General features: G+C 62.3%; 23 protein-coding genes and 1 pseudogene. 16 read left to right on the forward strand and 8 right to left on the reverse strand.

Annotated features, from left to right (window positions below):
- The first annotated feature begins 15 nt into the window (after positions 1 to 15).
- From PGB28_RS20085 to lpxB, 13 genes are all read left to right on the forward strand, one after another.
- Positions 16 to 1,479: a COG3904 family protein gene (locus PGB28_RS20085; protein WP_271423308.1), complete on the forward strand. Its 1,464-nt coding sequence runs from the start codon at positions 16 to 18 to the stop codon at positions 1,477 to 1,479.
- Between the two features lie 134 nt (positions 1,480 to 1,613).
- Entirely contained in the window at positions 1,614 to 2,177 is a 564-nt protein-coding gene (frr, locus tag PGB28_RS20090) for a ribosome recycling factor (RefSeq protein WP_271423309.1), read from the forward strand.
- Between the two features lie 137 nt (positions 2,178 to 2,314).
- Positions 2,315 to 3,040, forward strand: a complete 726-nt coding sequence (locus PGB28_RS20095) for an isoprenyl transferase (protein ID WP_271423310.1) — start codon at positions 2,315 to 2,317, stop codon at positions 3,038 to 3,040.
- 8 nt (positions 3,041 to 3,048) lie between these two features.
- Positions 3,049 to 3,849: a phosphatidate cytidylyltransferase gene (locus PGB28_RS20100; protein ID WP_271423311.1), complete on the forward strand. Its 801-nt coding sequence runs from the start codon at positions 3,049 to 3,051 to the stop codon at positions 3,847 to 3,849.
- 10 nt (positions 3,850 to 3,859) lie between these two features.
- The gene (gene dxr, locus PGB28_RS20105; RefSeq protein ID WP_271423312.1) at positions 3,860 to 5,026 is read left to right on the forward strand and encodes a 1-deoxy-D-xylulose-5-phosphate reductoisomerase; all 1,167 of its coding nucleotides are present in this window, start codon (positions 3,860 to 3,862) and stop codon (positions 5,024 to 5,026) included.
- Between the two features lie 18 nt (positions 5,027 to 5,044).
- Positions 5,045 to 6,391: an RIP metalloprotease RseP gene (rseP, locus tag PGB28_RS20110; RefSeq protein ID WP_271423313.1), complete on the forward strand. Its 1,347-nt coding sequence runs from the start codon at positions 5,045 to 5,047 to the stop codon at positions 6,389 to 6,391.
- Positions 6,392 to 6,517: 126 nt separating this feature from the next.
- Positions 6,518 to 6,646, forward strand: a complete 129-nt coding sequence (locus tag PGB28_RS20115; RefSeq protein WP_271423314.1) for a hypothetical protein — start codon at positions 6,518 to 6,520, stop codon at positions 6,644 to 6,646.
- Positions 6,647 to 6,767: 121 nt separating this feature from the next.
- Positions 6,768 to 9,107, forward strand: coding sequence for an outer membrane protein assembly factor BamA (gene bamA, locus PGB28_RS20120; RefSeq protein WP_271423315.1), 2,340 nt, complete (start codon positions 6,768 to 6,770; stop codon positions 9,105 to 9,107).
- A 4-nt stretch (positions 9,108 to 9,111) separates the two neighbouring features.
- Positions 9,112 to 9,738, forward strand: a complete 627-nt coding sequence (locus PGB28_RS20125) for an OmpH family outer membrane protein (RefSeq protein ID WP_271423316.1) — start codon at positions 9,112 to 9,114, stop codon at positions 9,736 to 9,738.
- An 88-nt stretch (positions 9,739 to 9,826) separates the two neighbouring features.
- Positions 9,827 to 10,288 (forward strand): 3-hydroxyacyl-ACP dehydratase FabZ, encoded by a 462-nt coding sequence (fabZ, locus tag PGB28_RS20130; RefSeq protein WP_271423317.1) that lies wholly within the window; start codon positions 9,827 to 9,829, stop codon positions 10,286 to 10,288.
- A complete protein-coding gene (gene lpxA / locus PGB28_RS20135) occupies positions 10,288 to 11,076 on the forward strand; it encodes an acyl-ACP--UDP-N-acetylglucosamine O-acyltransferase (RefSeq protein WP_271423318.1) in 789 nt (262 codons plus the stop codon). The genes fabZ and lpxA overlap by 1 nt, the downstream gene beginning before the upstream one ends.
- A gap of 6 nt (positions 11,077 to 11,082) precedes the next feature.
- Positions 11,083 to 11,877: an LpxI family protein gene (locus PGB28_RS20140; protein ID WP_271423319.1), complete on the forward strand. Its 795-nt coding sequence runs from the start codon at positions 11,083 to 11,085 to the stop codon at positions 11,875 to 11,877.
- Entirely contained in the window at positions 11,877 to 13,052 is a 1,176-nt protein-coding gene (gene lpxB / locus PGB28_RS20145) for a lipid-A-disaccharide synthase (protein WP_271423320.1), read from the forward strand. Before PGB28_RS20140 ends, lpxB begins: the two co-directional genes overlap by 1 nt.
- 53 nt (positions 13,053 to 13,105) lie before the next feature.
- Here the strand turns inward: lpxB and PGB28_RS20150 are convergent, their stop codons facing one another.
- Complete coding sequence (locus tag PGB28_RS20150) at positions 13,106 to 13,705, reverse strand: invasion associated locus B family protein (RefSeq protein ID WP_271423321.1); 600 nt, start codon at positions 13,703 to 13,705, stop codon at positions 13,106 to 13,108.
- A 528-nt stretch (positions 13,706 to 14,233) separates the two neighbouring features.
- Here PGB28_RS20150 and PGB28_RS20155 point away from each other — a divergent pair.
- A complete protein-coding gene (locus tag PGB28_RS20155; RefSeq protein ID WP_271423331.1) occupies positions 14,234 to 15,775 on the forward strand; it encodes a helicase HerA-like domain-containing protein in 1,542 nt (513 codons plus the stop codon).
- Here the strand turns inward: PGB28_RS20155 and PGB28_RS20160 are convergent.
- The 6 genes from PGB28_RS20160 to PGB28_RS20185 all read right to left on the reverse strand — a co-directional run bounded on the left by PGB28_RS20160 (position 15,762) and on the right by PGB28_RS20185 (position 22,116).
- Positions 15,762 to 16,838, reverse strand: coding sequence for a Hint domain-containing protein (locus tag PGB28_RS20160; RefSeq protein WP_271423322.1), 1,077 nt, complete (start codon positions 16,836 to 16,838; stop codon positions 15,762 to 15,764). The two genes, PGB28_RS20155 and PGB28_RS20160, sit on opposite strands and share 14 nt — an antisense overlap.
- Positions 16,839 to 16,935: 97 nt before the next feature.
- Complete coding sequence (locus PGB28_RS20165) at positions 16,936 to 18,240, reverse strand: branched-chain amino acid ABC transporter permease (RefSeq protein ID WP_271423323.1); 1,305 nt, start codon at positions 18,238 to 18,240, stop codon at positions 16,936 to 16,938.
- On the reverse strand, positions 18,237 to 19,247 hold the full coding sequence (locus tag PGB28_RS20170) for a branched-chain amino acid ABC transporter permease (protein ID WP_271423324.1): 1,011 nt from the start codon (positions 19,245 to 19,247) through the stop codon (positions 18,237 to 18,239). The genes PGB28_RS20165 and PGB28_RS20170 overlap by 4 nt, the downstream gene beginning before the upstream one ends.
- A 3-nt stretch (positions 19,248 to 19,250) precedes the next feature.
- Positions 19,251 to 19,964 (reverse strand): ABC transporter ATP-binding protein, encoded by a 714-nt coding sequence (locus PGB28_RS20175; protein ID WP_271423325.1) that lies wholly within the window; start codon positions 19,962 to 19,964, stop codon positions 19,251 to 19,253.
- 78 nt (positions 19,965 to 20,042) lie between these two features.
- On the reverse strand, positions 20,043 to 20,819 hold the full coding sequence (locus tag PGB28_RS20180; RefSeq protein ID WP_271423326.1) for an ABC transporter ATP-binding protein: 777 nt from the start codon (positions 20,817 to 20,819) through the stop codon (positions 20,043 to 20,045).
- 100 nt (positions 20,820 to 20,919) lie between these two features.
- Complete coding sequence (locus PGB28_RS20185; RefSeq protein ID WP_271423327.1) at positions 20,920 to 22,116, reverse strand: ABC transporter substrate-binding protein; 1,197 nt, start codon at positions 22,114 to 22,116, stop codon at positions 20,920 to 20,922.
- A 168-nt stretch (positions 22,117 to 22,284) separates the two neighbouring features.
- On the opposite strand from PGB28_RS20185, the gene PGB28_RS20190 reads away from it, so the two are divergent.
- Both PGB28_RS20190 and PGB28_RS20195 read left to right on the forward strand, forming a co-directional pair.
- Positions 22,285 to 23,376, forward strand: a complete 1,092-nt coding sequence (locus PGB28_RS20190; RefSeq protein WP_271423328.1) for a PQQ-dependent sugar dehydrogenase — start codon at positions 22,285 to 22,287, stop codon at positions 23,374 to 23,376.
- A 72-nt stretch (positions 23,377 to 23,448) separates the two neighbouring features.
- Positions 23,449 to 23,868 carry a hypothetical protein gene (locus PGB28_RS20195; protein ID WP_271423329.1) on the forward strand — a complete coding sequence of 140 codons (420 nt, stop codon included), beginning with the start codon at positions 23,449 to 23,451 and terminating at the stop codon, positions 23,866 to 23,868.
- Here the strand turns inward: PGB28_RS20195 and PGB28_RS20200 are convergent.
- A pseudogene (locus PGB28_RS20200) lies at positions 23,865 to 23,982 on the reverse strand (IS481 family transposase); the annotation flags it as partial. The gene PGB28_RS20195 and the pseudogene PGB28_RS20200 overlap by 4 nt on opposite strands.

Below are 23,982 nucleotides of genomic sequence, written 5' to 3' on the forward strand. Positions count from 1 at the left end.
GGCTATCGTATGGCCATGTGGATCCGCGTTCTCCTTGTTTGCCTGTTCCTGCCGCTTTTGGGTGGCGTGGCGGCGGCTGGCCAATTGGAAGCCGGGGACGGGCGGAGCTGTCGGCTCAGCTTCACCGGCGAAATCACCGCTGGCGATGCGGCGGCGCTGGCCCGCGTGGTACCGGCGATAAACCCGTCCACGTCCCAAAGCACCTATGACAACTGGCTCTGTCTCGACAGCCCAGGCGGGTCGCTGGCCGAGGCGCTGCGCATGGGGCAGGTGCTGCGCGCAGGCGGGATGGGGACGCGCATCCTTGCCAACCGGCAATGCATGTCGGCCTGCGCAATCCTGTTCATGTCGGGCAGCGTGTTTGACCCGGATGTGGGGTTCAATTCGCAGATCGAATTGTCGAATGTCTACCCCTACCGGATGATGCATGTGACCGCGCGGCTGGGGTTTCACCGCCCGTCGATCCGACTGGACACCGACCAGCTTTTTGACGCCGAGCAGGTGGAGCGGTCTTTTGACGTCTCGACCGAGGCCTCGCTGGAGCTGGTGCGGCTGGTCGGGCGGGGGATATTGGCCACCGATCTGGTGGAAGAGATGTTTTCCCATCGCGGACAGGATTTCTTTTACATCGACACGGTGGGCAAGTCGCTGCGCTGGAACATCTTTGCCGATGGCGAGGTGCTGCCGCGCCTGATCGACAGTCGCGCCGCGTTCCACGCCTGTACCGCCTTGGTGCAGCTCGAAACCACCTCCAAGGCCACCGACATCCCCTATCGCCCCGGCACGGTGGAAATCATCAAATCGCCGCGCGCCGATGGGCTGGGCGTGATGATGTGGGTCAACCCGGAACCGGACAAGGAATATGCCTTCAACTGCCTTGTGGGCCTGTCCTCTGAGGCGGAGCAGACGCTGGTCATCTGTGGCTATTACGGTCCCAAACTGCGCCGGATCGGGCCGTTCCGCTGTGACTCGGTGGGCGATGTGAGCGAGTTTTTCTGGCAACCCACCAGCTTTACCTCGGTTTATGCGCTCCCGTTGGACACGCCGCTTGCGGCCATGGCGACCACGTCGCGCAAGATCGAGGTGCGGGCGCGGTCCGAATTTGCCCGGTCCTACCCTCATGGGCGGGACGCGTTCCGCCGCCGATGCGTGCAGTTTCAGGGGCGGGTCGAGATTGGTGACGTGCAGAATTTCGTGACCATGCGTGCCGCGCCCTCGTTTGATGCAGCCGTGGTGTCGCAATTGCCGCTCAGGAGCCTTGTTCAGGCCCCCGACGACAACCAAAGCCGCTTTGAAATGCTGCGCGGGGCCAATACCGGGGCCTGCGAACAGCTGTGCCAGTCGTCCTTCGTGATCGAAAAGGGATCAGCGGACTGGCGCGCGCTTAATGCCTGTTACGACAATCACGCCATCTGGTATCCGGTCTTTGATCACGATTATCAGCGCGGCTACGTGAGCGGCAAGTTCCTGCGCTATTGATCCGCGCGGTTCCATTTGAAACCCGGACTGATCTGTGCAAAACCAAATCAGCCTCTTATAAAGCGCGTCAACCGCGCCTGCCGCCAATCAGGGCCCGCAAGTCAGGGCCCGAAACTCAGGGAACAGAGCAGAACATGTCCGACGAATTCATTCTTGATACAGACGATCTCACCCGCCGCATGGACGGGGCCATGGCGAACCTGCGCACCGAATTCGCCTCGCTGCGCACCGGGCGCGCCTCGGCCTCGATGCTGGAGCCGGTGATGGTGGATGCCTATGGCGCGATGACCCCGATCAACCAGGTCGGCACCGTGAACGTGCCCGAGCCGCGTATGGTCACCGTCAATGTCTGGGACAAGGGTCTGGTGGGCAAGGTCGAAAAAGCGATCCGCGAAAGCGGGCTGGGCATCAACCCGCAGCTCAACGGCACGATCATCATGCTGCCGATCCCCGAGCTGAACGAGGAACGGCGCCGCGAGCTGGGCAAGGTCGCGGGTCAATATGCCGAACATGCGCGCGTCTCGATCCGCAATATCCGCCGCGACGGCATGGACCAGATCAAGAAGGCCAAGGCTGATGGCATGTCCGAAGATGACCAGAAGTTCTGGGAAGCCGAGGTCCAGGACCTGACGGATACCTACATCAAGAGGGTCGATGAAGCGCTTGAAAACAAACAAGAAGAAATTATGCAGGTGTGAAATTCAAACTCGGGGCTGTGCCCCGGGCAAACGCTCCGGGGGAGCGTTTGGAATTTCACAGTGCGGAGCGCCGGGTGAGCGGCGCTACACTTTTACCAGTTGCCTTTTTCCCGACCTGTTCAACCAAAGGACCCACCATGGCGCGCGAAGACAGTGACCAATCCGGCCCGCGCCATGTCGCGATCATCATGGACGGTAACGGGCGTTGGGCGCAGATGCGCCGCCGCCCGCGTCTGTTCGGCCATCAGGCGGGTGCGCGCCGGGTCCGCGAGATTGTCGAGGCCTGCCCGGATTTCGGAGTCAAGTATCTGACGATATTCGCCTTTTCTACAGAGAACTGGAAACGCACCCAGACCGAGGTGGCGGGGCTCATGAGCCTGTTCCGGCGCTACATCCACAAGGAAATGCAGGCCTTCAAGGCCGAGAATGTGCAGGTGCGCTTCATCGGCGACCGGGTACGGCTGGACGCGAAACTGCGTGCGCTGATGGACGAGGCCGAAGAGATCACGGCGGATTGTACCGGCACCAACCTGACCATCGCGCTCAATTACGGCGGGCGTGACGAGGTGGCCCGCGCCACCAAACGGCTGGCGCAGGATGTGAAAGCGGGGCGGCTCGACCCCGAAGATGTGGATGAAGAAACGCTGCCAAAGTATTTGGATACCTGCGTTTTACCCGATCCTGATCTGGTGATCCGCACCAGTGGCGAGGCGCGCGTTTCGAATTTCCTGCTCTGGCAATCGGCCTATGCGGAATACGAGTTTATCGACACGCTCTGGCCCGATTTCACCCGCGAGGAATTTGGCCGCCTCGTGGGGTCTTATGGCAAACGGGACCGGCGCTTTGGCGCGGTCAAGGCGTGAGGCAAGACATGACAGCGGCATCCGGCAAATGGGACGATCTGATCGCGCGGCTGCTCTCAGCGGTGGTGATGGTGGCGGTGGCCGCGCTGGCAATCTGGCTTGGCCATATTGCCTTCAAACTGCTGATCGCGGCGATTTGCGGTGCGATGGTCTGGGAACTCTTCCGCATGATCAACGGTGGTGTGAGCACCGGCATGGGCAAGCTCTTGGGCGGGATTTGCGCGGCGGTGATCATCATCGCGGCCTACCTGCCGCCCGGCATGGCGCTGCCCTTGCTGATCGCGCCCGCGTTTTTCGGCCTGTCGCGGATGACCAATAATCACGGCATATTCATGCCGTTCAGCGTGGCGATCATGCTGGCGGGGTTCGGGATGATCGCGCTGCGCGATGAATTCGGGCTGGTCTGGATGCTTTGGCTGGTACTGGTGGTCGTCGTCACGGATGTGGCGGGCTATTTCGCGGGTCGTCTGATTGGCGGACCGAAATTCTGGCCCAAGGTCAGCCCCAAGAAAACATGGTCCGGCACCGTTGCAGGCTGGGTCGGGGCGGCCATTGTGGGCCTGTTTTATTGGGCCTTTGCCAATGGCGGGCCGAACGTGGTGGGCGTGAGCATCGCGCTCTCCATGGCTTCGCAGTTGGGTGATATTGCCGAAAGCGCGACCAAGCGGCGGTTGGGCATCAAGGACAGTTCCGACCTGATCCCCGGTCATGGCGGGGTGCTGGACCGGTTCGACGGCATGCTGGGCGCGGCGCTGTTCCTGCTTTTGGTGGAGCAGATCATTGATTTCCCGCCGATGGTGGGGCCATGAGGCCCGGCACATGAGACGTGTCTCGATTTTCGGCGCAACCGGGTCGATCGGGCAGAACACCATCGACCTGATTGCCCGCGATCCGGGGGGGTATGACGTTGTCGCGCTGACCGGCGGGCGCAATATCGCGCAGCTGGCGGCGGATGCACGGCGACTGAAGGCCAAGATCGCAGTGACCGCTCATGAGGCGCTCTTGCCCGAGTTGCGCAGCGCGCTGGCCGGGTCCGGCATCGAATCCGCCGCCGGGGCCGCCGCTTTGCAAGAGGCCGCAACCCGCCCGGCGGATTGGGTCATGTCCGCCATCGTCGGCGCGGCCGGGCTTGCGCCGGGGCTGGCGGCGCTGGAACAGGGCGCGACGCTTGCATTGGCCAACAAGGAAAGCATGGTCTGCGCGGGCGCGTTGGTCAAAGCCACGGCCAAGGCCCATGGCGGCGCGGTGCTGCCGGTGGACAGCGAACATTCCGCCGTGTTCCAGGGGTTGATCGGCGAAGACATCGCGGCGGTGGAACGGATCATCATCACCGCCTCGGGCGGGGCATTCCGCGACTGGCCGCTGGAGGATCTGGCCCGCGCCACGCCGGAACAGGCCGCCACTCATCCCAACTGGGACATGGGGCAACGTATCACCATCGACAGCGCGTCCATGTTTAATAAAGCGCTGGAAGTCATTGAAACACGAGAGTTCTTTGGTATCGCACCAGAAAAGATCGAAGTGCTGATCCATCCCGAATCGATGATCCACGCACTGGTGGGCTTCAATGACGGGGCGCTCATGGCGCATGTGGGGGCGCCGGATATGCGCCATGCCATCGGCTTTGCGCTGCATTACCCGGATCGCAAACCGCTTCCCGTGGAGCGGCTGGACCTGGCGCAGATCGCCACGCTGAGTTTCCGCGCCCCGGACGAAGCACGCACCCCGGCCTTGCGCCTTGCGCGCGAGGTGATGGAGACGGGCGGGCTGGCCGGTGCGGCGTTCAACGCGGCCAAGGAGCGCGCGCTTGATGCCTTTATCGAAAAGCGCATCGGATTTCTTGACATGGCCCGCGTGGTCGAAACGGTTCTGGAGCGTTTTTCGGGCCGCAGGGGCCATATTGATGCCCAAATGACACTTGATAACGTGGCGCATGTGGACCATCTGGCTCGTCAAGAGGCCGACATGGTCATCGGGCAGAACTAAGGCAAAAGGGCAGGGCTTTTGGATATCGCAACATTGATTCCGCAATTCGGCGGCGTTTTGCAGACGCTGGCCGCTTTTGTCGTGGCCCTGTCGATCATCGTGGCGATCCACGAATATGGCCATTACATCGTCGGTCGCTGGTCGGGGATCAAGGCGGATGTTTTTTCTCTGGGGTTCGGCCCGGTGCTGTTTTCGCGCGTCGACAAACACGGCACGAAATGGCAATTCGCGCTGCTGCCGCTTGGGGGCTACGTGAAATTCCGCGGCGATGCGGACGCAGCCTCGGCACAATCCGATGAAGAAGCCATACGCACCATGTCCACCGAGGAACGCCGCGCCACGATGGCCGGTGCGCCGCTTTGGGCACGCACGGCCACCGTTGCGGCGGGGCCTGTGTTCAACTTCATCTTCGCGATCCTGATCTTCTTCGCCGTGTTCATGATGCGCGGCGACATCCGCGAACCGCTGACCGTGGGTGAATTGACCGCCATGCCCACGACGCAGGAGTTGCGCGAAGGCGATGTTCTGCTCTCCGTTGACGGACAGGACGTGCCGGATTTCGAAGATGCAGAGGCGTTTGAAAGCTTTGTCGATAATCTGAGCGTGGCCAATGATCTGGATTACCGCGTGCTGCGCGAGGGTGACGAGGTTACGGTGACCGCGCCCTATCCGTACCCCGCCATCGTGAGCGGCCTGGCCCCGCAATCGGCGGCCTTTGATGTCGGGCTGAAGGTGGGCGACGTGGTGGTCAATGTGGAAGGGCAGGAGATCGTGTCCTTCAACCAGATGAAAGAGATCGTGGAAAGCTCCGAAGGGCGGCCGCTCTTGACCAAGGTCTGGCGCGATGGCGAGGTGCTTGATTTCGCCCTTGCAGCACGTTCGGTCGATGTGCCCAATTCTGAGGGTGGCTTTGACACCCATTGGCGCATCGGTGTCTCGGGCGGCATTTTCTTTGAACCGGCGCGCGGAACGCCGTCGGCCATTGATGCCTTCCTTGGCGGGGTGGCCCAGACCTGGCGGATCATTTCCGGTTCGGTCTCGGCGGTCTGGCATATTGCCACAGGTCAGATCAGCACATGCAACCTGTCCGGCCCGATCGGCATCGCGGAAACCTCGGGGCAGATGGCGTCGCTTGGCGCGACGGATTTCATCTGGTTCGTGGCGGTGCTGTCAGCGGCGGTCGGGTTCCTCAACCTGTTCCCGATTCCCGTGCTGGATGGGGGGCATCTGGTGTTTTACGCATATGAGGCGGTATTCCGCCGCCCGCCGCATGAAAAGGTCGTGCAGATCGCCATGTCCATCGGGCTGGTGCTGATCCTGTCGCTGATGGTTTTCTCGCTGACACAAGACCTTACCTGCCCCTGACCGGGGCAGGGATGGGCAGCGATGGCGCCCGGGCACATGCCCCATTTTCGCCCAATTCAGTCCAATTTTCGACAGAATCGCGGGCTAGTGTGATGTGTGAAACATCATGCAAGGACCGTTCGAGCGATGCAGACCCTGACCGTTGGATACCGTGGTTTACGCCTTCTGGCGCGGATTAATTCCGACCTCCTGTTGATGGTCGGGACGTTGATCGGCGCGCTGTCTCTGGCGGCGTATCTCGCCACGCTTTTGTGATATCCACAACATCTTGCGGCAACACTCCAAAAAATCCTGCGAAATACCCCCCGCTGGGTTTTGACAAGCCTGCCCGATCCCGATACTCACCGGGGACGTGGGATGTTTAATGGATTTGCACATGGTCAATCGCCTGGGGGAGAGTGAGCGCAACCGCTCGCCGTTTAAGTCGATCAAAGCGATCCTTTTCGCTGGAGCTGCTGTTTTTGTTGCCAATGGCGTGGTGCCGCCAACACCGGCCTGGGCGCAAAGCTATACCTTTACGCAGGTGGCCATTGAGGGTGCCGAGCGGATCGAAGCGTCAACCATCCTGAGCTATGCCGGCATCGCGCGCGGCCAGACCGTCACGGCGGCCGAGCTGAACGATGCCTATCAGCGCATTCTGGGCTCCGGCCTGTTTGAGAGCGTTGAAATTGTCCCGGTCGGCAACAAGCTGGTGATCCGCGTTGTCGAGTTTCCGACGATCAACCGCGTGACATTCGAAGGCAACCGTCGAATCAAGGACGAGGACCTTGCCAATCTGGTGAGCTCGCAATCGCGCCGCGTGTTCAGCGCCACGACCGCCGAACGCGATGCCGCGCTGATCGTACAGGCCTATGCCGAACAGGGCCGTGCCTCGGCCCGTGTGACACCCAAGATCATCCGCCGGTCGAACAATCGCGTCGATCTTGTCTTTGAAGTGCTCGAAGGCGGGGTGATCGAAGTCGAACGTATCTCGGTCGTGGGCAACGATGTCTATTCGGATCGCCGCCTGCGCCGGGTTCTGGAAACCAAGCAGGCCGGTCTGTTCCGCGCGCTGATCCGCAAGGACAGCTTTATCGAGGATCGCATCGCCTTTGACCGGCAGGTGCTGACCGATTTCTACCAATCGCGCGGCTATGTCGATTTCCGCGTCACCTCGGTGAATGCGGAACTGGCCGAAGAGCGCGATGGCTATTTCATCTCGCTCAACGTGGAAGAAGGCCAGCAATTCCGCTTTGGCGAGATCACCACGACTTCGGACGTGCCCGAGGTCGACCCCGAGGAATTCCAGACCGCATTGAAGGTGCGCCCGGGCGTGGTCTATTCGCCCACGCTGGTGGAGAACTCGATTGCCCGTCTGGAGCGTTTGGCCAACAAGAAGGGCCTGAACTTCATCCGTGTTGAACCGCGTGTCACCCGAAATGACCGCACGCTGGAGTTGGATGTCGAATTTGTCCTGACCAAGGGTCCCCGTGTTTTCATTGAGCGGATCGATATCGAAGGCAACACGACCACGCTGGACCGCGTCGTGCGGCGTCAGTTCCGCGTTGTCGAAGGGGACCCGTTCAATCCCCGTGAAATTCGTCAAAGCGCCGAGCGCATCCGCGCGCTGGGTTTCTTCTCCAAGGCAGATGTGAACGCGCGCGAAGGCTCGTCGCCCGAGCAGGTGGTCGTTGACGTCGATGTCGAGGAACAGCCCACGGGTTCGCTGGGCTTTGGCGGGTCCTATTCCTCGGATGGCGGGTTGGGGGCCAATATCTCGTTCAACGAACGCAACTTCCTTGGCCGTGGTCAGCAGGTGGGCCTTGCGTTCTCGACCTCGACAGGCGCGTCGAATTACAGCTTTAACTTTGCTGAACCGGCCTTCCTTGGTCGTGACCTGCGCTTTGCCATCGCAGCGCGTTATAGCCTGACCGACAACGAGTTCGACGATTCCTATGACACCGAACTCGGCCTGTTCCGGCCAAGCCTGACCTTCCCGCTCATGGAAAACTCTTCGCTGCAGGTCCGCTATACCGGACGCTACACGAACATGTTCGACCCCGGTTCGGACATTGGCGCCATTCTTCAGGGCGAGGTGGACCGCGGCGAACAGATCGAAAGCTCGGTCGGCTACAGCTATGTATACGACACGCTGCGCAAGGGGCTTGATCCGAATGCCGGGGTCCGCTTCGAATTCGGACAGGACTTTGCCGGGCTGGGCGGTGATGTGAAGTCGATCAAGACGACTGCACGCGCCATTGCCGAGAAAAAGATCATGAATGAAGAGGTCACGCTGCGCGCCGTTGTCGAAGGCGGTGCTTTGGTGACCGAGGGCTTTGGCAGCCGCGCGGTGGACCGGTTCAAGCTCAATTCCAATACGTTCCGGGGCTTTGAGCCGGGCGGCGTCGGGCCGCGCGAAAAGGGCGGTGGCGTGAATGACGCCCTTGGCGGCAACTTCTATGCCGTGGCCCGTTTCGAGGCCGAATTCCCAGTGGGCCTGCCCGAGGAATACGGCGTCTCCGGCGGTGTGTTCTATGACGTGGGGTCGCTCTGGGGGCTGGACCAGACCAATGCGAATACGTTCTACGAAGATTTCTCGGCGCGTCACGTGGTGGGGGCGTCGGTCTTCTGGACCACGCCGATTGGACCGTTGCGGTTCAACTTCACTCGCGCGCTGGTGAAAGAAGAGCATGACCGAGAGCGCAATTTCGAATTCACGATCACGTCGCAGTTCTGATGTGATGCGGAGCCTGCAACGGGCGCTCGCGCGACTTTGTCTCGCGGGTGCCTTGCTTTGTGCGGGGCTGTTGTCCGCCACGGCGCAGGAACGGCCCGCCAAAGCGCAATTCCGCAGCCCGGTTCTCGTGATCGACGCGGATGAACTTTACCAGATCTCCGGGACGGGCCAAAGGATACAGGCTGCGCTGGACGCGCGCGGGCGGGCGCTGGCCGAAGAGATCGCACGCATTGACGCGGACATGGCGGCCGAGGAAAAGGCGCTGACCGCCAAGCGCGATACGCTCAGCCCCGAAGAATTCCGCAAACTGGCCGATGCGTTCGACGAAAAGGTGCAACGACTGCGCCGCGAGCAGGATCAGAACGCGCAGGCTCTCAACCGGCTCAGCAACGAAGAGCGGCTGAGGTTCCGTCAGATGATCCTGCCGATCCTTGGGCAGCTGATGCTGGAAACCCGCGCCGTGGTTGTGATCGAAAAGCGTACGGTTCTGATCTTCAATGATGCGGTGGATGTCACCGAATTGGTGGCCGAGCGGCTGGATGCGCAGACGGCCCCGGATGCCGCTGACAGCCAAGAGACGCCGGACCCCGAAACCGACCCCGCGCAACCCGAGACGCAAGAGAACCCGTGACGCTTGCCGTGGCGCACAGGGATTGCTAGGGACGAGGAAACCTGTGCCGCCTCGACATGCGGCTAGACGATCTTGCGAAGGACTTCCCATGACCGACACGCTCAAAAGCGCCGATATTCAGCTGATCCAGCGTATCCTGCCGCACCGCTACCCGTTCCTTCTGGTGGACAAGGTGGTGGACATCGACGGCACCACATCGGCGAAGGGCATCAAGAACGTGACGATGAACGAGCCGCATTTCCAGGGCCATTTCCCCGGCACGCCCATCATGCCGGGTGTCACGATTGTCGAGGCGATGGCCCAGACCTCTGCGGTGATGATCGGGGTGGCGATGGACCTCGCGGACAAGGACCTGCTGGTCTATTTCATGGGCATCGACAAATGCAAATTCCGCCGCAAGGTGGTGCCGGGCGACGTGTTGGAGATGCACATCAAGACCACCCGTGGCAAACCGGGTGGCAAGGTCTGGAAGTTCGAGGGTGTGGCGACGGTTGACGGTGAAATGGCCGCGGAATGCGAATTCACCGCCATGATGGACCTGCCTGCCTGATGGGAACGGCAACCATCCATCCCAGCGCGGTCATCGAGGACGGCGCACAGATCGGCGAAGGCTGCGTTATCGGTCCCTTCTGCCATGTCGGGCCCAAGGTTACGCTTGGACCCGGCGTGCATCTCAAGAGCCATGTGGTCGTGACCGGTATCACCGAGATCGGCGATGACACCTTGATCTTTCCTTTCGCCGTGATTGGCGAGATCCCGCAGGATCTCAAGTTCCAGGGCGAAGAAACCCGGCTGATCATCGGCAAGCGCAACCGCATCCGCGAACATGTGACGATGAACACCGGCACCGATGGCGGCGGCGGCGTGACGCGTGTGGGGGATGACGGGCTGTTCATGGCGGGTTGTCACGTGGCGCATGACGCGCAGGTCGGCAACCGCGTGATCATCGTCAACAACGCCGCTTTGGCTGGCCATTGCGTGATCGAGGACGAGGTGATCATTGGCGGGCTGTCCGGCGTGCATCAATGGGTGCGCGTGGGCCGCGGTGCGATCATCGGCGCGGTGACCATGGTCACCAATGACGTGATCCCGCATGGTCTGGTACAGGCGCCGCGCGGCAAGCTGGACGGGCTGAACCTTGTCGGGTTGAAACGGCGCGGCGTGGCGCGGTCCGATATCACCGCATTGCGCGCGGCGTTCCAGATGCTGGCGCAGGGCGAGGGGGCCTTTGCCGAACGTGCCAAACGGCTGGGCGACGAGACGGAAAGCGATTATGTGCGCGAGATCGTGGATTTCGTGCTGGGCGACAGCGACCGGTCGTTCCTGACCCCGGGCTGATCGGGCGTGGCGGGCCGTCTGGCGCTGATTGCGGGGCGGGGGGCCTTGCCGGGGGCGGTGGCCGCTGCGGTGGCCGATGCGCCGCTGGTTTGTGCGCTTGATGGCAATCCACCTGATGTGCTCAGGCCGGATCGGGTGATCCAGCTGGAAAAGCTGGGCAGTTTTCTCAAATGGCTGAAACGGCAGGGGGTGAGTGAGCTCTGCCTCTGTGGTGGCGTGGACCGGCCAAGCCTGCGCTGGTGGCGGCTGGATCTGGCGACGCTGGCGCTGCTCCCGCGCATACGCCGGGCCTTGTCACGCGGCGATGATGGCGCGCTGCGCATTGCGCTCGACCTTTTCGAAGAGGCGGGGTTTCGCGTGCTGGGCGCGCATGAGGTGGCACCAGAGCTTCTGATGGCCCCCGGAACCATCGGCGCGCGGAGCGCGGATTCGGACGCGCTGGCGGCGCTTGGGGATCATGTCAGCACCGAGCAGGGCCGCGCCGACCTTGGTCAATCCTGTGTGCTGCGCGCCGGACAGGTTGTAGCGCGCGAGACGGACAGCGGCACCGACGCCATGCTGGCCGAGCTTCCGCAATCGGAGGGCCGCGACGGCATTCTCTACAAGGCTCCGAAACCCGGTCAGGACCGTCGCGTCGATCTGCCCACCATCGGGCCGAAGACGGTCATGGGCGCGGCGCGGGCAGGGCTGGCCGGGATCGTGATCGAGGCGGGCGGGGTGATCGTTCTGGATCAGCCCGAAGTGACACAAAGACTGGCGGAAACCGGGCTGTTTCTGTGGTCACGGGAAAGGCAGGGCTGATGCGGATATTCCTTGTCGCGGGTGAGCCGTCGGGCGACCGGCTGGGGGCTGCTCTGATGGCCGGGCTGCGTACGCTTCTGCCGGACACTGAGATCCGGTTCGAAGGCGTCGGCGGCCCGCTGATGGAGGCCCAGGGGCTGCAAAGCCTCTTCCCGATGAGCGATATCAGCGTCATGGGCGTGTCGGAAATCCTGTCGCAATACCGCGCGCTCAAGGCCCGCGTGGTCCAGACCGCCGAGGCGGTGGTCGCGGCCCGGCCCGATGTTCTGATCACCATCGACCTGCCGGAATTCTGCCTGCGCGTGGCAAAAATCGTGAAATCCAAAAGCAGCATCCGCACCGTGCATTACGTGGCCCCAACCGTCTGGGCCTGGCGTCCCGGGCGGGCCAGGAAGATGGCCCGCCATATCGATCATGTGCTGGCGCTCCTGCCCTTTGAACCTCCCTATATGGAGGCCGAAGGGATACGCTGTGACTTTGTCGGGCATCCGGTCGTGACCGAGCCCGTGGCCGATGCGGAGACGCGGGATGCGTTCCGCGCCCGGCATGGCTTTGGTGACCGGCCCCTGCTTCTGGTGTTGCCGGGCTCGCGCAAGAGCGAGGTCACCCGGCTGGGCGACATCTTTGGCGAAACCGTGCGGCTTGTCCGGCAGCGCCATCCGCGGATTGGCGTGGTGGTGCCTGCGGCCCCTTCGGTGGCCGGGCTGGTGACTGAGATTGTCGGAAACTGGCCGGAGCCCGCGCTGGTGCTGGACGGGGGCGCGCCGGATGCGCTGGCCGAAAAACGTGCGGCCTTTGGCGCGGCGGATCTTGCGCTTGCGGCCTCGGGCACCGTGTCGCTGGAACTGGCAGCGGCCGATACGCCGATGGTGATTGGCTATGACATGAGCTGGCTGTCGCGCCAGATCATCGGGCGCATGGTGCAGGTGGATACGGTGACGCTGGTCAACCTGGTGTCTGAGACCCGCAGCGTGCCGGAGTATATCGGCCCCAACTGCCAGCCCGATTCCATGGCAGGGGCGCTTCTGGATCTTTTGAAAGACCCGGAACGCCAAAAAGCGGCAATGCGGCTGACCATGGAGCGTCTGGGCCGGGGCGGCACGCCTCCGGGGCAGCGCGCGGCACAGGCCGTGCTGGATGGGATCGCCCAAAGCCCTGATCGGGCCGCACCATAAAAAAACGCCGCCCCGATCAGGGCGGCGTTCGCGAATTCGGTACTGTGCCCGGTTTATTGCTGGGTCAGCGTGACCTTGTCATATCCGGCGGTGAAGCCGCTGAGCGACATGATCGAGGTCACCACCTGATCTGGTGCCTTGAACGGGCGCAGCATCACCGTGGCCTGCGCGCCGCGCTTGTAGGCGGCGATATCTTCTTCGGTCAGGCCGATTCGCGCATAGCAGCCGACCTTGTTGCAGAAGGAATAGGGATAGCTCTTGGGTTTTGCCCCATCGATCGAGATGCCCAGAGCGCCGGTCAGCAGGGTTTCCAGTGGCACGATGATCGTCGCACCCGCAGGCAGTTTCGACCCTTCGGGGAGGCGGAACAGGCTGATCTCGGAAATCGGGTTGCCGTCTTCCTCTTTCAGCAGCTGATAGAGCTGGCAGGGGTCCTCATCGGGATTGTCGGTGCGCACGCAGCGCAGTTCCCAGTCGCCGATTTCTTCCTTGATATAGGTCTGCCCGATCTGGGGCGTATCGTCCTGAGCCTCCTGCCCCACGGCAAGCTGGTCCTCGGGTGCGACCGTGTCACCGGTCTCTTCCTGCGCAAAGGCAGGGGCGGAAAATGCAAGGCATGCAATCAGGGATAAACGGGAAAAGACTTTGGCCATTTGGGCCCCCTCTGGTTCAACGTGGTCTTCCGGACACCTGTCTGTCTCCGGGCGTCGCGCAGCGCTTAACATGGTCGGTCGCGACTGTCAGGAGCATAATGATCAAGGTTTCGGGATCAACTGTGGAAATCCGCCGATCCGGGTCTTTCGTGGTCGCATCACGGACTGCGTGTTTTGACCTAACCCTAACCCCACAAAAAGAAAAAGAGGCCGTCAGACGACCTCTTTCTGTATTTTTTGCTCCCCGTCGGACTGGCCGACTTAGTCATTGGCGGGACGTTACGAAGGAATGCGGCGTCGGTCAACAGGGAAAGTAAGACTTTTTTTTGGTGGCGCTGAAACACTGGCCGCGCGGAAAAAAGCCGCGCCCGAAGGCGCGGCCAGTCTGACAGGGAGGAAGTCTGCCCGCGCGCGGTCCAGGGACCGGGCAGCGGACATTGAACAGTCTGTCAGACAATGGTTAAGGTAACATTGCGCCTTGGGACCGACCCGCGTGGCGCGGCGATCGCTCCAGAATACGAGGTAAGCATGTCAGAGATTTTCGTGGGCGGCGGTGGGCCGGACTATGCGCAAAAGCAATGGCTTAAACTGAAATACGCCAACCGGCACGGGCTGATCGCCGGGGCGACCGGCACGGGCAAGACGGTGACACTGCAAATCCTGGCCGAAGGCTTTTCCAATGCGGGCGTTCCGGTGTTTCTGGCCGATGTCAAAGGCGACCTTTCGGGGCTGGCCGCGCCCGGGCGCGCCGATTTCAAACTGCACGAGGCCTTTAGCGAGCGTGCGGGCAAGATCGGCTTTGACGATTACCGCTACGAACACTTTCCCGTGACCTTCTGGGACCTGTTCGGGGCCAAGGGCCACCCGGTACGCACCACCGTGTCCGAGATGGGCCCGCTGCTGATCTCGCGGCTGCTGGAGTTGTCCGAGGCGCAGGAAGGCATTCTGAATATCGCGTTCCGCCTGGCCGATGAACAGGGCCTGCCGCTCCTCGACCTCAAGGACCTGCAAGCGCTGCTGGTCTGGGTGGGCGAGAATCGCAAGGACCTGTCGCTGCGCTATGGCAATATCTCCACCGCGTCCGTGGGCGCGATCCAGCGGCGTCTTCTGGTGCTGGAGAATCAGGGCGGCGCGGGGCTGTTCGGAGAACCGGCGCTGGAGCTCTCCGACCTGATGCAGCTGGACGAGACGGGCCGGGGGCGGATCAACGTGCTGGCCGCTGACACGCTCATGTCTTCGCCCCGGCTCTATGCGACCTTCCTGCTCTGGCTGTTGTCGGAACTGTTCGAGGACCTGCCTGAGGTGGGCGATCCGGACAAGCCGAAGCTGGTGTTCTTCTTTGACGAGGCGCATCTCTTGTTTGACGACGCGCCCGACGCGCTGGTGGACAAGGTCGAACAGGTCGCGCGCCTGATCCGGTCCAAGGGGGTGGGGGTCTATTTCATCACCCAGAACCCCGATGACGTACCCGAGGATATCCTGGGTCAGTTGGGCAACCGGGTACAGCATGCACTGCGCGCCTTTACCGCGCGCGACCGCAAGGCGCTGCGCATGGCTGCCGAGACCTATCGCGAGAACCCACGCTTTGAGATCGAGGATGCGATTCGCGAGGTCGGTGTGGGCGAGGCCGTGACCTCGATGCTGGAGAAAAAGGGCGTGCCCGGCGTGGCCGAACGCACGCTGATCCGCCCGCCATCGTCGCAGCTTGGCCCCATAGACGACGCCACCCGCCGTGCGGTCATGGCGGCGTCGCCGGTGGCGGGGAAATATGACACGTTGCGCGACCGGCATTCGGCCTACGAGATCCTGAAGAAACGGGCCGAGGACGCGGCCCGCGAAGCCGAAGAGGCCGAGCGAGAGGAGGAAGAGGCCGAGATGGCCGCACGCGAATACAAATCCGCCCGCCGCTATTCCGGCAAGCGCGTGTCGCGCTCCACGGCACGGCCCGCGCGGCGCAAGAGCGACAGCTTTGGTGAGGCCATGACCAATATGGTGGTCAAGGAGCTCACCGGCACAACCGGCCGCCGTATCGTGCGCGGCATTCTTGGCGGGTTGTTCAAGGGGCGCTGAAACCGGATGGCACGTCAAGCTGCAGTCGCAGACGGCGGCGTGCGGCGCTGGCCCCGATGCAGGGCAGAGCCGGGGGCATGGTGCCAAAGCGCAGCTGCGGGACTCCGAGCGCGGCGCGAAGCTCACGCCGTTGCGCCGGGGTAAAGGCGCGAAACATCCGATGCCCCAGCAACATGGTCTCGGTCAGCACCCCGTTGGCGCGGATCACTTCATGATGGTCCGTCACGATATGCCACCATTTGATGCGCGCGCGCTTTCGCATGGCATGCACCCCGCGTAACGGTACAAACGTCACCGCCGGAACCAGGGCGGCGGAGGTTGAGGGAAACTGCCCCGGAAGCCCTATTGCGATGCGATGCTGCGTAGAAACCACCAGGTCGCGGGTCGGTCGTCCCGGCGCGAAGGTGTCTTTGCGGAACCGGATCGGGGGTGCCTGTGATCCCGGGGCTATGGATTGTTCATGGACCCATATCCAACGCACCGGCACGCTGCTGCCATCTGCCGTCAGGATCCTGTCACCAACCCGCAGCTTTTCGATCCTGACGCCGCCAAGAGTTGTGTCAATTACCGTGCCGCGCGCGAAACAGGCCGGGATCGTGCCCTCGTTCGAGGCGGATTGCGAATAATAGGTTGCCCCGCCATCGTCCGATTGCAGCGAATGCGTGTCATCAAACCTATCGACCGATCCGATATTGGTACTGGTCATCCCCGCTGCAGAGCCATTGCTCGCCGTAAAGGTATTTCCCTCCCACGAGACGAACTGGAGCACCGTTCCCGTGTCGTCGACCAGCGCCAGCGCGTCGTCGGCATAAAGGTTCCCCATCCCGTCGCCGGAATCCCAGCCGGGCGTGGAACTGTCGATGACATAGACATCGTAACCGCCCATTGTCGCCACGGAGCTACCAAGCGAAAAGCTGTTCCAGACCGCAGCCGTGCCATTGCCGGTATTGTAGTACATTTCGAGGACATAGCCGGACGGATCCGTGCCGCTCGGCAGCGCGATCTCGATGAACTCCCGGTCCGTTGTGCCGTAGTAGTCGAGTTCCGAAATAAACCCGGACATGCCGTTTGCCTGTTGCTGATCCGGCAGGGACGCTAAGGGCGAACGGTTAAAACAGTGTCAAAGCACTCGGTTTTTGATCTTCATCTGGCTCAAACAGTTACCGTTCCGGCAACAGCCCCCGGGGAGAGAAGCGCAGCACCAGCAGCAGGATCACCCCCATGGTCAACAGCCGCATATGCGCGACGCTTTCCAGCAAATGCACCTTGAGTGCTGATCCATCGGCCAGCCCGGCGGTGGCGATATTCATGACCAACTGGCCAATCGGCTCCACCTGAACCCAGAGGAACCAGATCAGGAACCCGCCCAGGACCGCACCGAAATTGTTGCCCGACCCGCCAACGATCACCATCACCCAGATCAGGAAGGTGTAGCGCAGCGGCTGGTAGCTGCTGGGGGTCAGCTGCCCGTCCAGCGTGGTCATCATTGCGCCGGCGACGCCGCAGACGGCCGAACCCAGCACAAAGATCTGCAAATGCCGTGCGGTCACGTCCTTGCCCATGGCGCGCGCCGCGACCTCGTTGTCGCGGATCGCGCGCATCATCCGGCCCCAGGGGGATTTCAGCGCCAGTTGCGCCAGAACGAGGATGATCACCAGAACCACCGTGAACATGATCCCGTAACCCAGCTTCACATAAAGCGTCGAGGCGGTGGTGGGGTCGATCCCCAGCCCCTCGGCCCGGGCGACGAAACCGGGATCGTTCTGCAGGTCGATTTCATAGGGAACGGGCCGGGGCAGGCCGATCACGTTCTTGACCCCGCGTGACAGCCAGTCCTCGTTCTTGAGGATCGCGATGATGATCTCGGATATCCCAAGCGTGGCAATGGCAAGGTAATCCGAGCGCAGCCCCAGCGCCGTTTTGCCAATGACCCAGGCCGCGCCCGCCGCCAAAAGCCCGCCCACCGGCCAGGCCAGCACCACGGGCAGGCCCAGCCCGCCCAGATAGCCGGTCAGCGCCGGATCGACTTTTTCGATGGCGTCCACCGACGGGTCGAACAGCGCGCGGTAGATCACGAACCCCACGATCAGCACGGCCAGCATGGCCAGCGCGCGGGCACGCCCTTTGGGCATCTTGCGCGTGACCCAGACGGCAGCGGCCAGCGTGACGGCCCCCACCGCCAGCGCGGCCATGACGCCCGTGCCACCGGCGGCCCAGGCTTCGCGCACCGGCGGCATGGAGATGATCACAGTGGCCAACCCGCCCAGCGCGACAAAGCCCATCACACCCACATTGAAGAGCCCCGCAAAGCCCCATTGCAGGTTCACCCCCAGCGCCATGATGGCCGAGACCAGCCCCATGTTGAGGATCAGAAGCGCCGAGTTCCAGCTCTGCAGAAACCCGGTGCCAAGGATCAGCACGGCCACAAGGGCGAACATGCCAAGTGTACGCGTCATATCGCTCATACCGATTTCCCCTTGAAGAGCCCGGTGGGGCGGAACAGCAGGACGATCACGAGAATGACAAAGCTGACCGCGAATTTGTAATCCGTTCCCAGCAGTTGCAGCAGCCCGTCAGGTTCCAGCGCCTCGGGCATCAGGTAGGTCACCACCTTTTTCCAGGCATAGGTGATGGTGACCTCGGAAAAGGCGATCACGAAACCGCCCGCGATGGCCCCCAGAGGGCTGCCCAGACCGCCGACGATGGCGGCGGCAAAGATCGGCAGCAAAAGTTGGAAATAGGTGAAGGGTTTGAACGACTTGTCCAGCCCGTACAACGTGCCCGCGATGGTCGCGAGCGCGGCCACGATCAACCAGGTATACATCACCACCCGCTCTGGATTGATGCCCGAGAGCAGCGCCAGATCCTCGTTGTCGGAATAGGCGCGCATGCTCTTGCCGGTGCGCGTGCGGTTGAGGAACCAGAACAGAAGCGCCACGGTGATGACCGCCGTGATCACCGTGATACCCTGCGAGGTCTTGATCGCCAGCCCCTCGTCCAGCCCGGTCATGGATTTGAAATCCCGTGCCGAGATGATGAAGCGTTCGCCATCGGCAAAGCGCTGATCATCCGGCCCGATGATGAAGCGGGTCAACCCGTTATAGATGAACATCACCCCCATGGAGACGATGACCAATATCACCGGTTTGACCTTTTGCGCGCGGTAGAACCGGTACACGGCGCGGTCCGTGACCAGCACCAGCGCAGCCGCGCCGAGAATGCCAAAGGGCAGGGCAAGCAGCGCGGTCGGAAGGGGGCCAAGGCTCACCCCCCAGCCCTGCAACAACCATGTGACAAGGATCGTGCACATCGCGCCAAAGGCCATGGTGTCGCCATGGGCAAAATTGGAAAAGCGCAGGATGCCATAGATCAGCGTGACCCCCAGCGCGCCAAGCGCAAGCTGGGAGCCATAGGCAATGGCAGGGACAAGGACGAAGTTGGACAGGGCGACGAAAGCGTTGAGAAATTCCATGGCTCAGCCCCCCAGAAAACTGCGCCGGACCTCTGGGTCCGCCAGCAATTCCTTGCCGGTGCCGGTATGGGCATTGCGCCCCTGCACCAGCACATATCCCTTGTCGGCGATCTCAAGCGCTTGCCGCGCGTTCTGTTCCACCATGAGAATGGAAATACCGGTGCGCGCCACCTCGATGATCCGGTCAAAGAGTTCGTCCATCACAATCGGCGACACCCCGGCCGTCGGTTCGTCCAGCATCAACACCTGCGGCTGGGTCATCAGCGCCCGGCCCACGGCGACCTGCTGTCGCTGCCCGCCGCTGAGTTCGCCCGCTGCCTGGTGGCGCTTTTCCTTGAGGATCGGGAACAGCTCGTAGACCTGCGCCATGGTGTCGGCGTAATCGTCGGTCCGGATAAAGGCCCCCATCTCAAGGTTTTCCTCCACGCTCATGGAGGTGAAGATATTGTTGGTCTGGGGCACAAACCCCATACCCTTGGCCACACGCGCCTGCGGGCTGAGCGCTGTGATATCCTCGCCCCCCAGCCGCACCGCGCCCGAGCGCACATCCAGCATGCCGAACACCGCTTTCATCGCTGTGGACTTGCCCGCGCCATTGGGACCCACGATGACAGCAATCTCGCCGCGCTCCACCGCAATCGTGCAATCATGCAAGATATCCGGCCCCTTGCCATAGCCGCCGGTCATGGTGTCGCCGATCAGGAAAGGGTCAGACATCGTCTGCTCCTTCATCCTGCCAGATAAACCCCGGGGAGCGCGAGGGGTTGGCCCCTCGCAAGCGCAACACATCCAGCATCACACCGTCTCCTTGTTCTTGAGCCCGGTGCCCAGATAGGCCTCGATCACCTGTTCATTTGCCTTGATCTCATCGAGCGTGCCTTCGGCCAGCTTCTTGCCCTCGGCCATGACGATCACCGGATCGCAGATGCGGCCGATGAAATCCATGTCGTGCTCGATCACACAGAATGTATAGCCGCGCTCGCGGTTCAATTGCTGGATGGCGTCGGCAATGGTGTTCAGAAGCGTGCGGTTCACACCCGCGCCGACCTCGTCCAGAAACACGATGCGCGCATCCACCATCATGGTGCGGCCCAATTCCAGAAGCTTCTTCTGCCCGCCCGACACCGCGCCCGCCGGATGTTCGGCCAGATGTTCAATGGTGAGGAACTCCAGCACCTCGTCAGCTTTGGCCCTGAGCGCGCGTTCCTCATCGGCGATCCTTTTGCGCCCGAACCACGTGTTCCAAAGCGCCTCGCCTGATTGCCCGCCCGGCACCATCATCAGGTTCTCGCGGCAGGTCATCGAGGAAAACTCATGCGCGATCTGGAAAGTGCGCAACAGCCCCTTGGCAAAAAGCGCGTGCGGCGGCAGGCCGGTGATATCGTCTCCGGCCATGGTCACGCGACCGGATGTGGGCGGCAGAACACCGGCGATCACGTTGAAAAGGGTGGTTTTCCCGGCGCCATTGGGGCCGACAAGCCCGGTGATCGAGCCCTGGGCAATCTCAAGCGTCGCGCCATCGACGGCGTGGAATCCACCAAAATGCTTGTGGAGGTTCTCTACACGGATCACGTGATTTCATCCCTGAACGGCACGTTTGCGTGCCTTTTGATTATGGAAACAGCCCGGGAGATGTCCCGGGCTGTCTCGGATTCAGTCAGTCGCAGCGAAATCAGCGGAACCCGATTTGCATCAGCTTGCCGTCTTTCATCTCGACTTCCATGTAGCCGCCCGAGGCTTCGCCCGGTTCGATCAGCTCCACCGCGGAGGCACCGACATAGTCGATATCCCCGCCATTGGCGATGATCTCCAGCGCCTTGCCAAGTTCCCCGGCATAGATCTTTTCACCTGGCGCATTGGCCAGTTCCATGACCTTGGAGGCGGCCTCGGCACCGTTGGTGGAGCCCGCCGCGCTCATCGCCAGCAGCATCAGCGCCATCGAATCGTAACCTTCCTTGGCATAGACCGAGGTGCCATCGAATCCGGCCGCTTCAGCCATGGCGATGTAGTCGTCACCACGTTCGTTCTCTGCGCTCGGGTTCTGGCCGAACGAGCCATCGATGTCAGAGCCGAAATTCTCTTCAAGGATCGTGCCGACCATGCCGTCGGGCAGAACGAACGTGTCGAACGCCCCGGTGTCGAGCGCATTCTGGATGATGCCCGAACCACCCTGGTCCACATAGCCGACCACGACAAGCGCCTCGCCACCGGCAGAAGCGAGCGAGCCAACCTCGGCAGAGTAATCCGCCTTGCCGTCCTCGTGCGATGCCGAGAGCGTGATGGTGCCTCCGGCTGCCTCAAACGCCGCCTGGAACGAGCCGGCAAGACCCGCACCGTAGTCATTGTTGGTGTAGGTCACGGCCACTTCGGAAAAGCCGCGTTCGCGGATGATTTCCGCCATCACTTCACCCTGGCGCGCATCCGACGGGGCCAGCCGGAAGAACAGGCCATTGTCCTCCTGATCCGAGAGACCGGGAGACGTTGCCGAAGGCGAAATTTGCAGGATGCCGTTGGGAACGGCGACATTGGTCAAAACAGCGCCGGTTGTGCCGGAGCACATTGCACCAACCAGCCCGGCAATGCCGTCGCTTGTGATCAGGCGCTCAGCCGCGGCGGTCGCAGCGGCCGCGTCCGTACAGGTGCCGTCGCCGCGCACCGCTTCGAGCATTTTGCCGTCGAGGATACCGCCCGCTTCGTTGACCTCGTTCAACGCGAGTTCCGCGCCTGCGGCGATTGGCGGTGCCAGCGATTCAAGCGGGCCGGTAAAGGCCATCATGACGCCGATCTTGACGGTTTCCGAGTGGCTGCCCGCAAAGGCAGCGGAGGCCAGAACGGCGTACATTGCCGTTGCCGAAAGAAACTTTTTCATTGGTCGTCTCCCTGTTAGGATCTTGGTGTCCGGAGGCCAGAGTAAGCGCGGCAAAATCGAAAGAAAAGCCCAATTGCCGCAACGGCGTTTTTGCCCTCACATTCCTGTGCCCGGGGCTGGATGGGCGGTAATTTCTCTCTATCTTTCTTGGAGTTTGGGAGAGTTCCGATGATCAGACAACTTACCACCGCCCTCGTTCTGTGTGCCGCGCCTGTTACGGCGCAAACGGTGCAGACCTCTGTGGGCAATCTCACGATCACGCCTGTGGTGACGGACCTCGACACGCCCTGGGCCTTCGGGTTCCTGCCCGGGGGCGGCCTTCTGATCACCGAACGCGATGGTGTGCTGCTCCATATCGCGGCGGATGGCACGCGGCGCGAGGTGGACGGATTGCCGAAAATCCGCACTGACGGGCAGGGCGGGTTGCTTGACCTCTTGGTGCCGCGCGATTTCGCGCAGACGCGGCTCATTTTCATGGCCTACGCCAAACCGGCCATGCTGGGGCGGTCCGGCACGGCGGTGATGCGCGCGCGGCTCTCGGAGGATGGCGCACGGCTGAGCGACGTGGAGACGATCTTTTCCATCGCAGCGCCCACCGGGTCGGGTCACCATTTCGGCTCGCGCCTTGTCGAAGCCCCCAATGGCGATCTGTTTGTCACCGTGGGTGACCGGGGCGATCGCCCCTCGGCTCAGGATACAAGCAACCATAATGGCTCGGTTTTGCGGATCACCCGCGACGGGGCGGCGGCACCGGGCAACCCTGACCTCGGGCCGGACGCGCAGCCCGAAATCTGGTCCTACGGCCACCGCAACCCGCAGGGCGCGGCGCTGGACCTGGCGGGGCAACTTTGGGTCAATGAGCACGGCGCGCGTGGCGGGGACGAGGTGAACCGCATCGAAAAAGGGGCCAATTACGGCTGGCCGGTGATTGCCTATGGCCGCCATTACAGCGGCGCGAAAATCGGCGAGGGCACAGCCAAGAAAGGCATGCAACAGCCCCAGCATTACTGGGACCCGTCCATCGCGCCCTCGGGCATGATGTTCTATTCCGGCGCGCTCTGGCCCGAGTGGCGCGGCGATGCTTTTGTCGGCTCGCTGAAATTCGACTATATCGCCCGGCTGGACGGTGCGCCGCTGACCGAGGTGGAGCAGATCAGCGCCGAGGAAACCGCCCGCGTGCGCGACATCCGTGAAGGCCCGGGCGGCGCGATCTGGTTTCTGAGCGTGGGCGAGGGCACGCTTTATCGCATGACGCCCTGAGCGCGCAGGTCTCTGGCCAGAATCGCGCGGCTGCGGCAGGATCGGCGCATTGATCCAAGGGAGATTTGAACAATGCGCATGATTCCCGCCCTGTTGGCGCTTTTGACCGGTCTGCTCACCGCCGTCGCCGTCTCGGCGCAGGACGATGTGCCGATCTTTGACAATTACCTGTCCCTGCGCGCCGTGCTGGACGCCCAGATGAAGAACCGCGACATTGCCGAGGTGATGACCACCTTTGGCGGGTCCTCACCGCCCGAAGAGCTGGAGGCGCTTGAAGCCCGCGTGCGCGAGATCTTCCCCCGCGATTTCGAAAATGCCGCGCTCCTGCGGCGCAACGAGATGGAAAACGGCTGGCGGCAGGAGCTGATCGCCTATTGGACCGGGATCGACTATATCTATGTCTACCTGCTGCTGCATGACCGCGATGAAGGGCTGCTGTCGGTCACCATGCGCTTCAACACCGATTTCGATGAGCTGAACGCGGCATTCTAGGTGTTCAGTCCCGGCATTTGGTGGATCGGATTTAGGATGAAACGATCTGGCTCTGAAGTCCAGATCTTGCAGATGTATTCGTAAGGCGTCAGCCCGCTGAGGGTCTTGAACCTG

The sequence above is a fragment of the Primorskyibacter aestuariivivens genome (assembly GCF_028023675.1).
In the GTDB taxonomy this organism is placed as follows: Bacteria; Pseudomonadota; Alphaproteobacteria; order Rhodobacterales; family Rhodobacteraceae; genus Marinovum; species Marinovum aestuariivivens.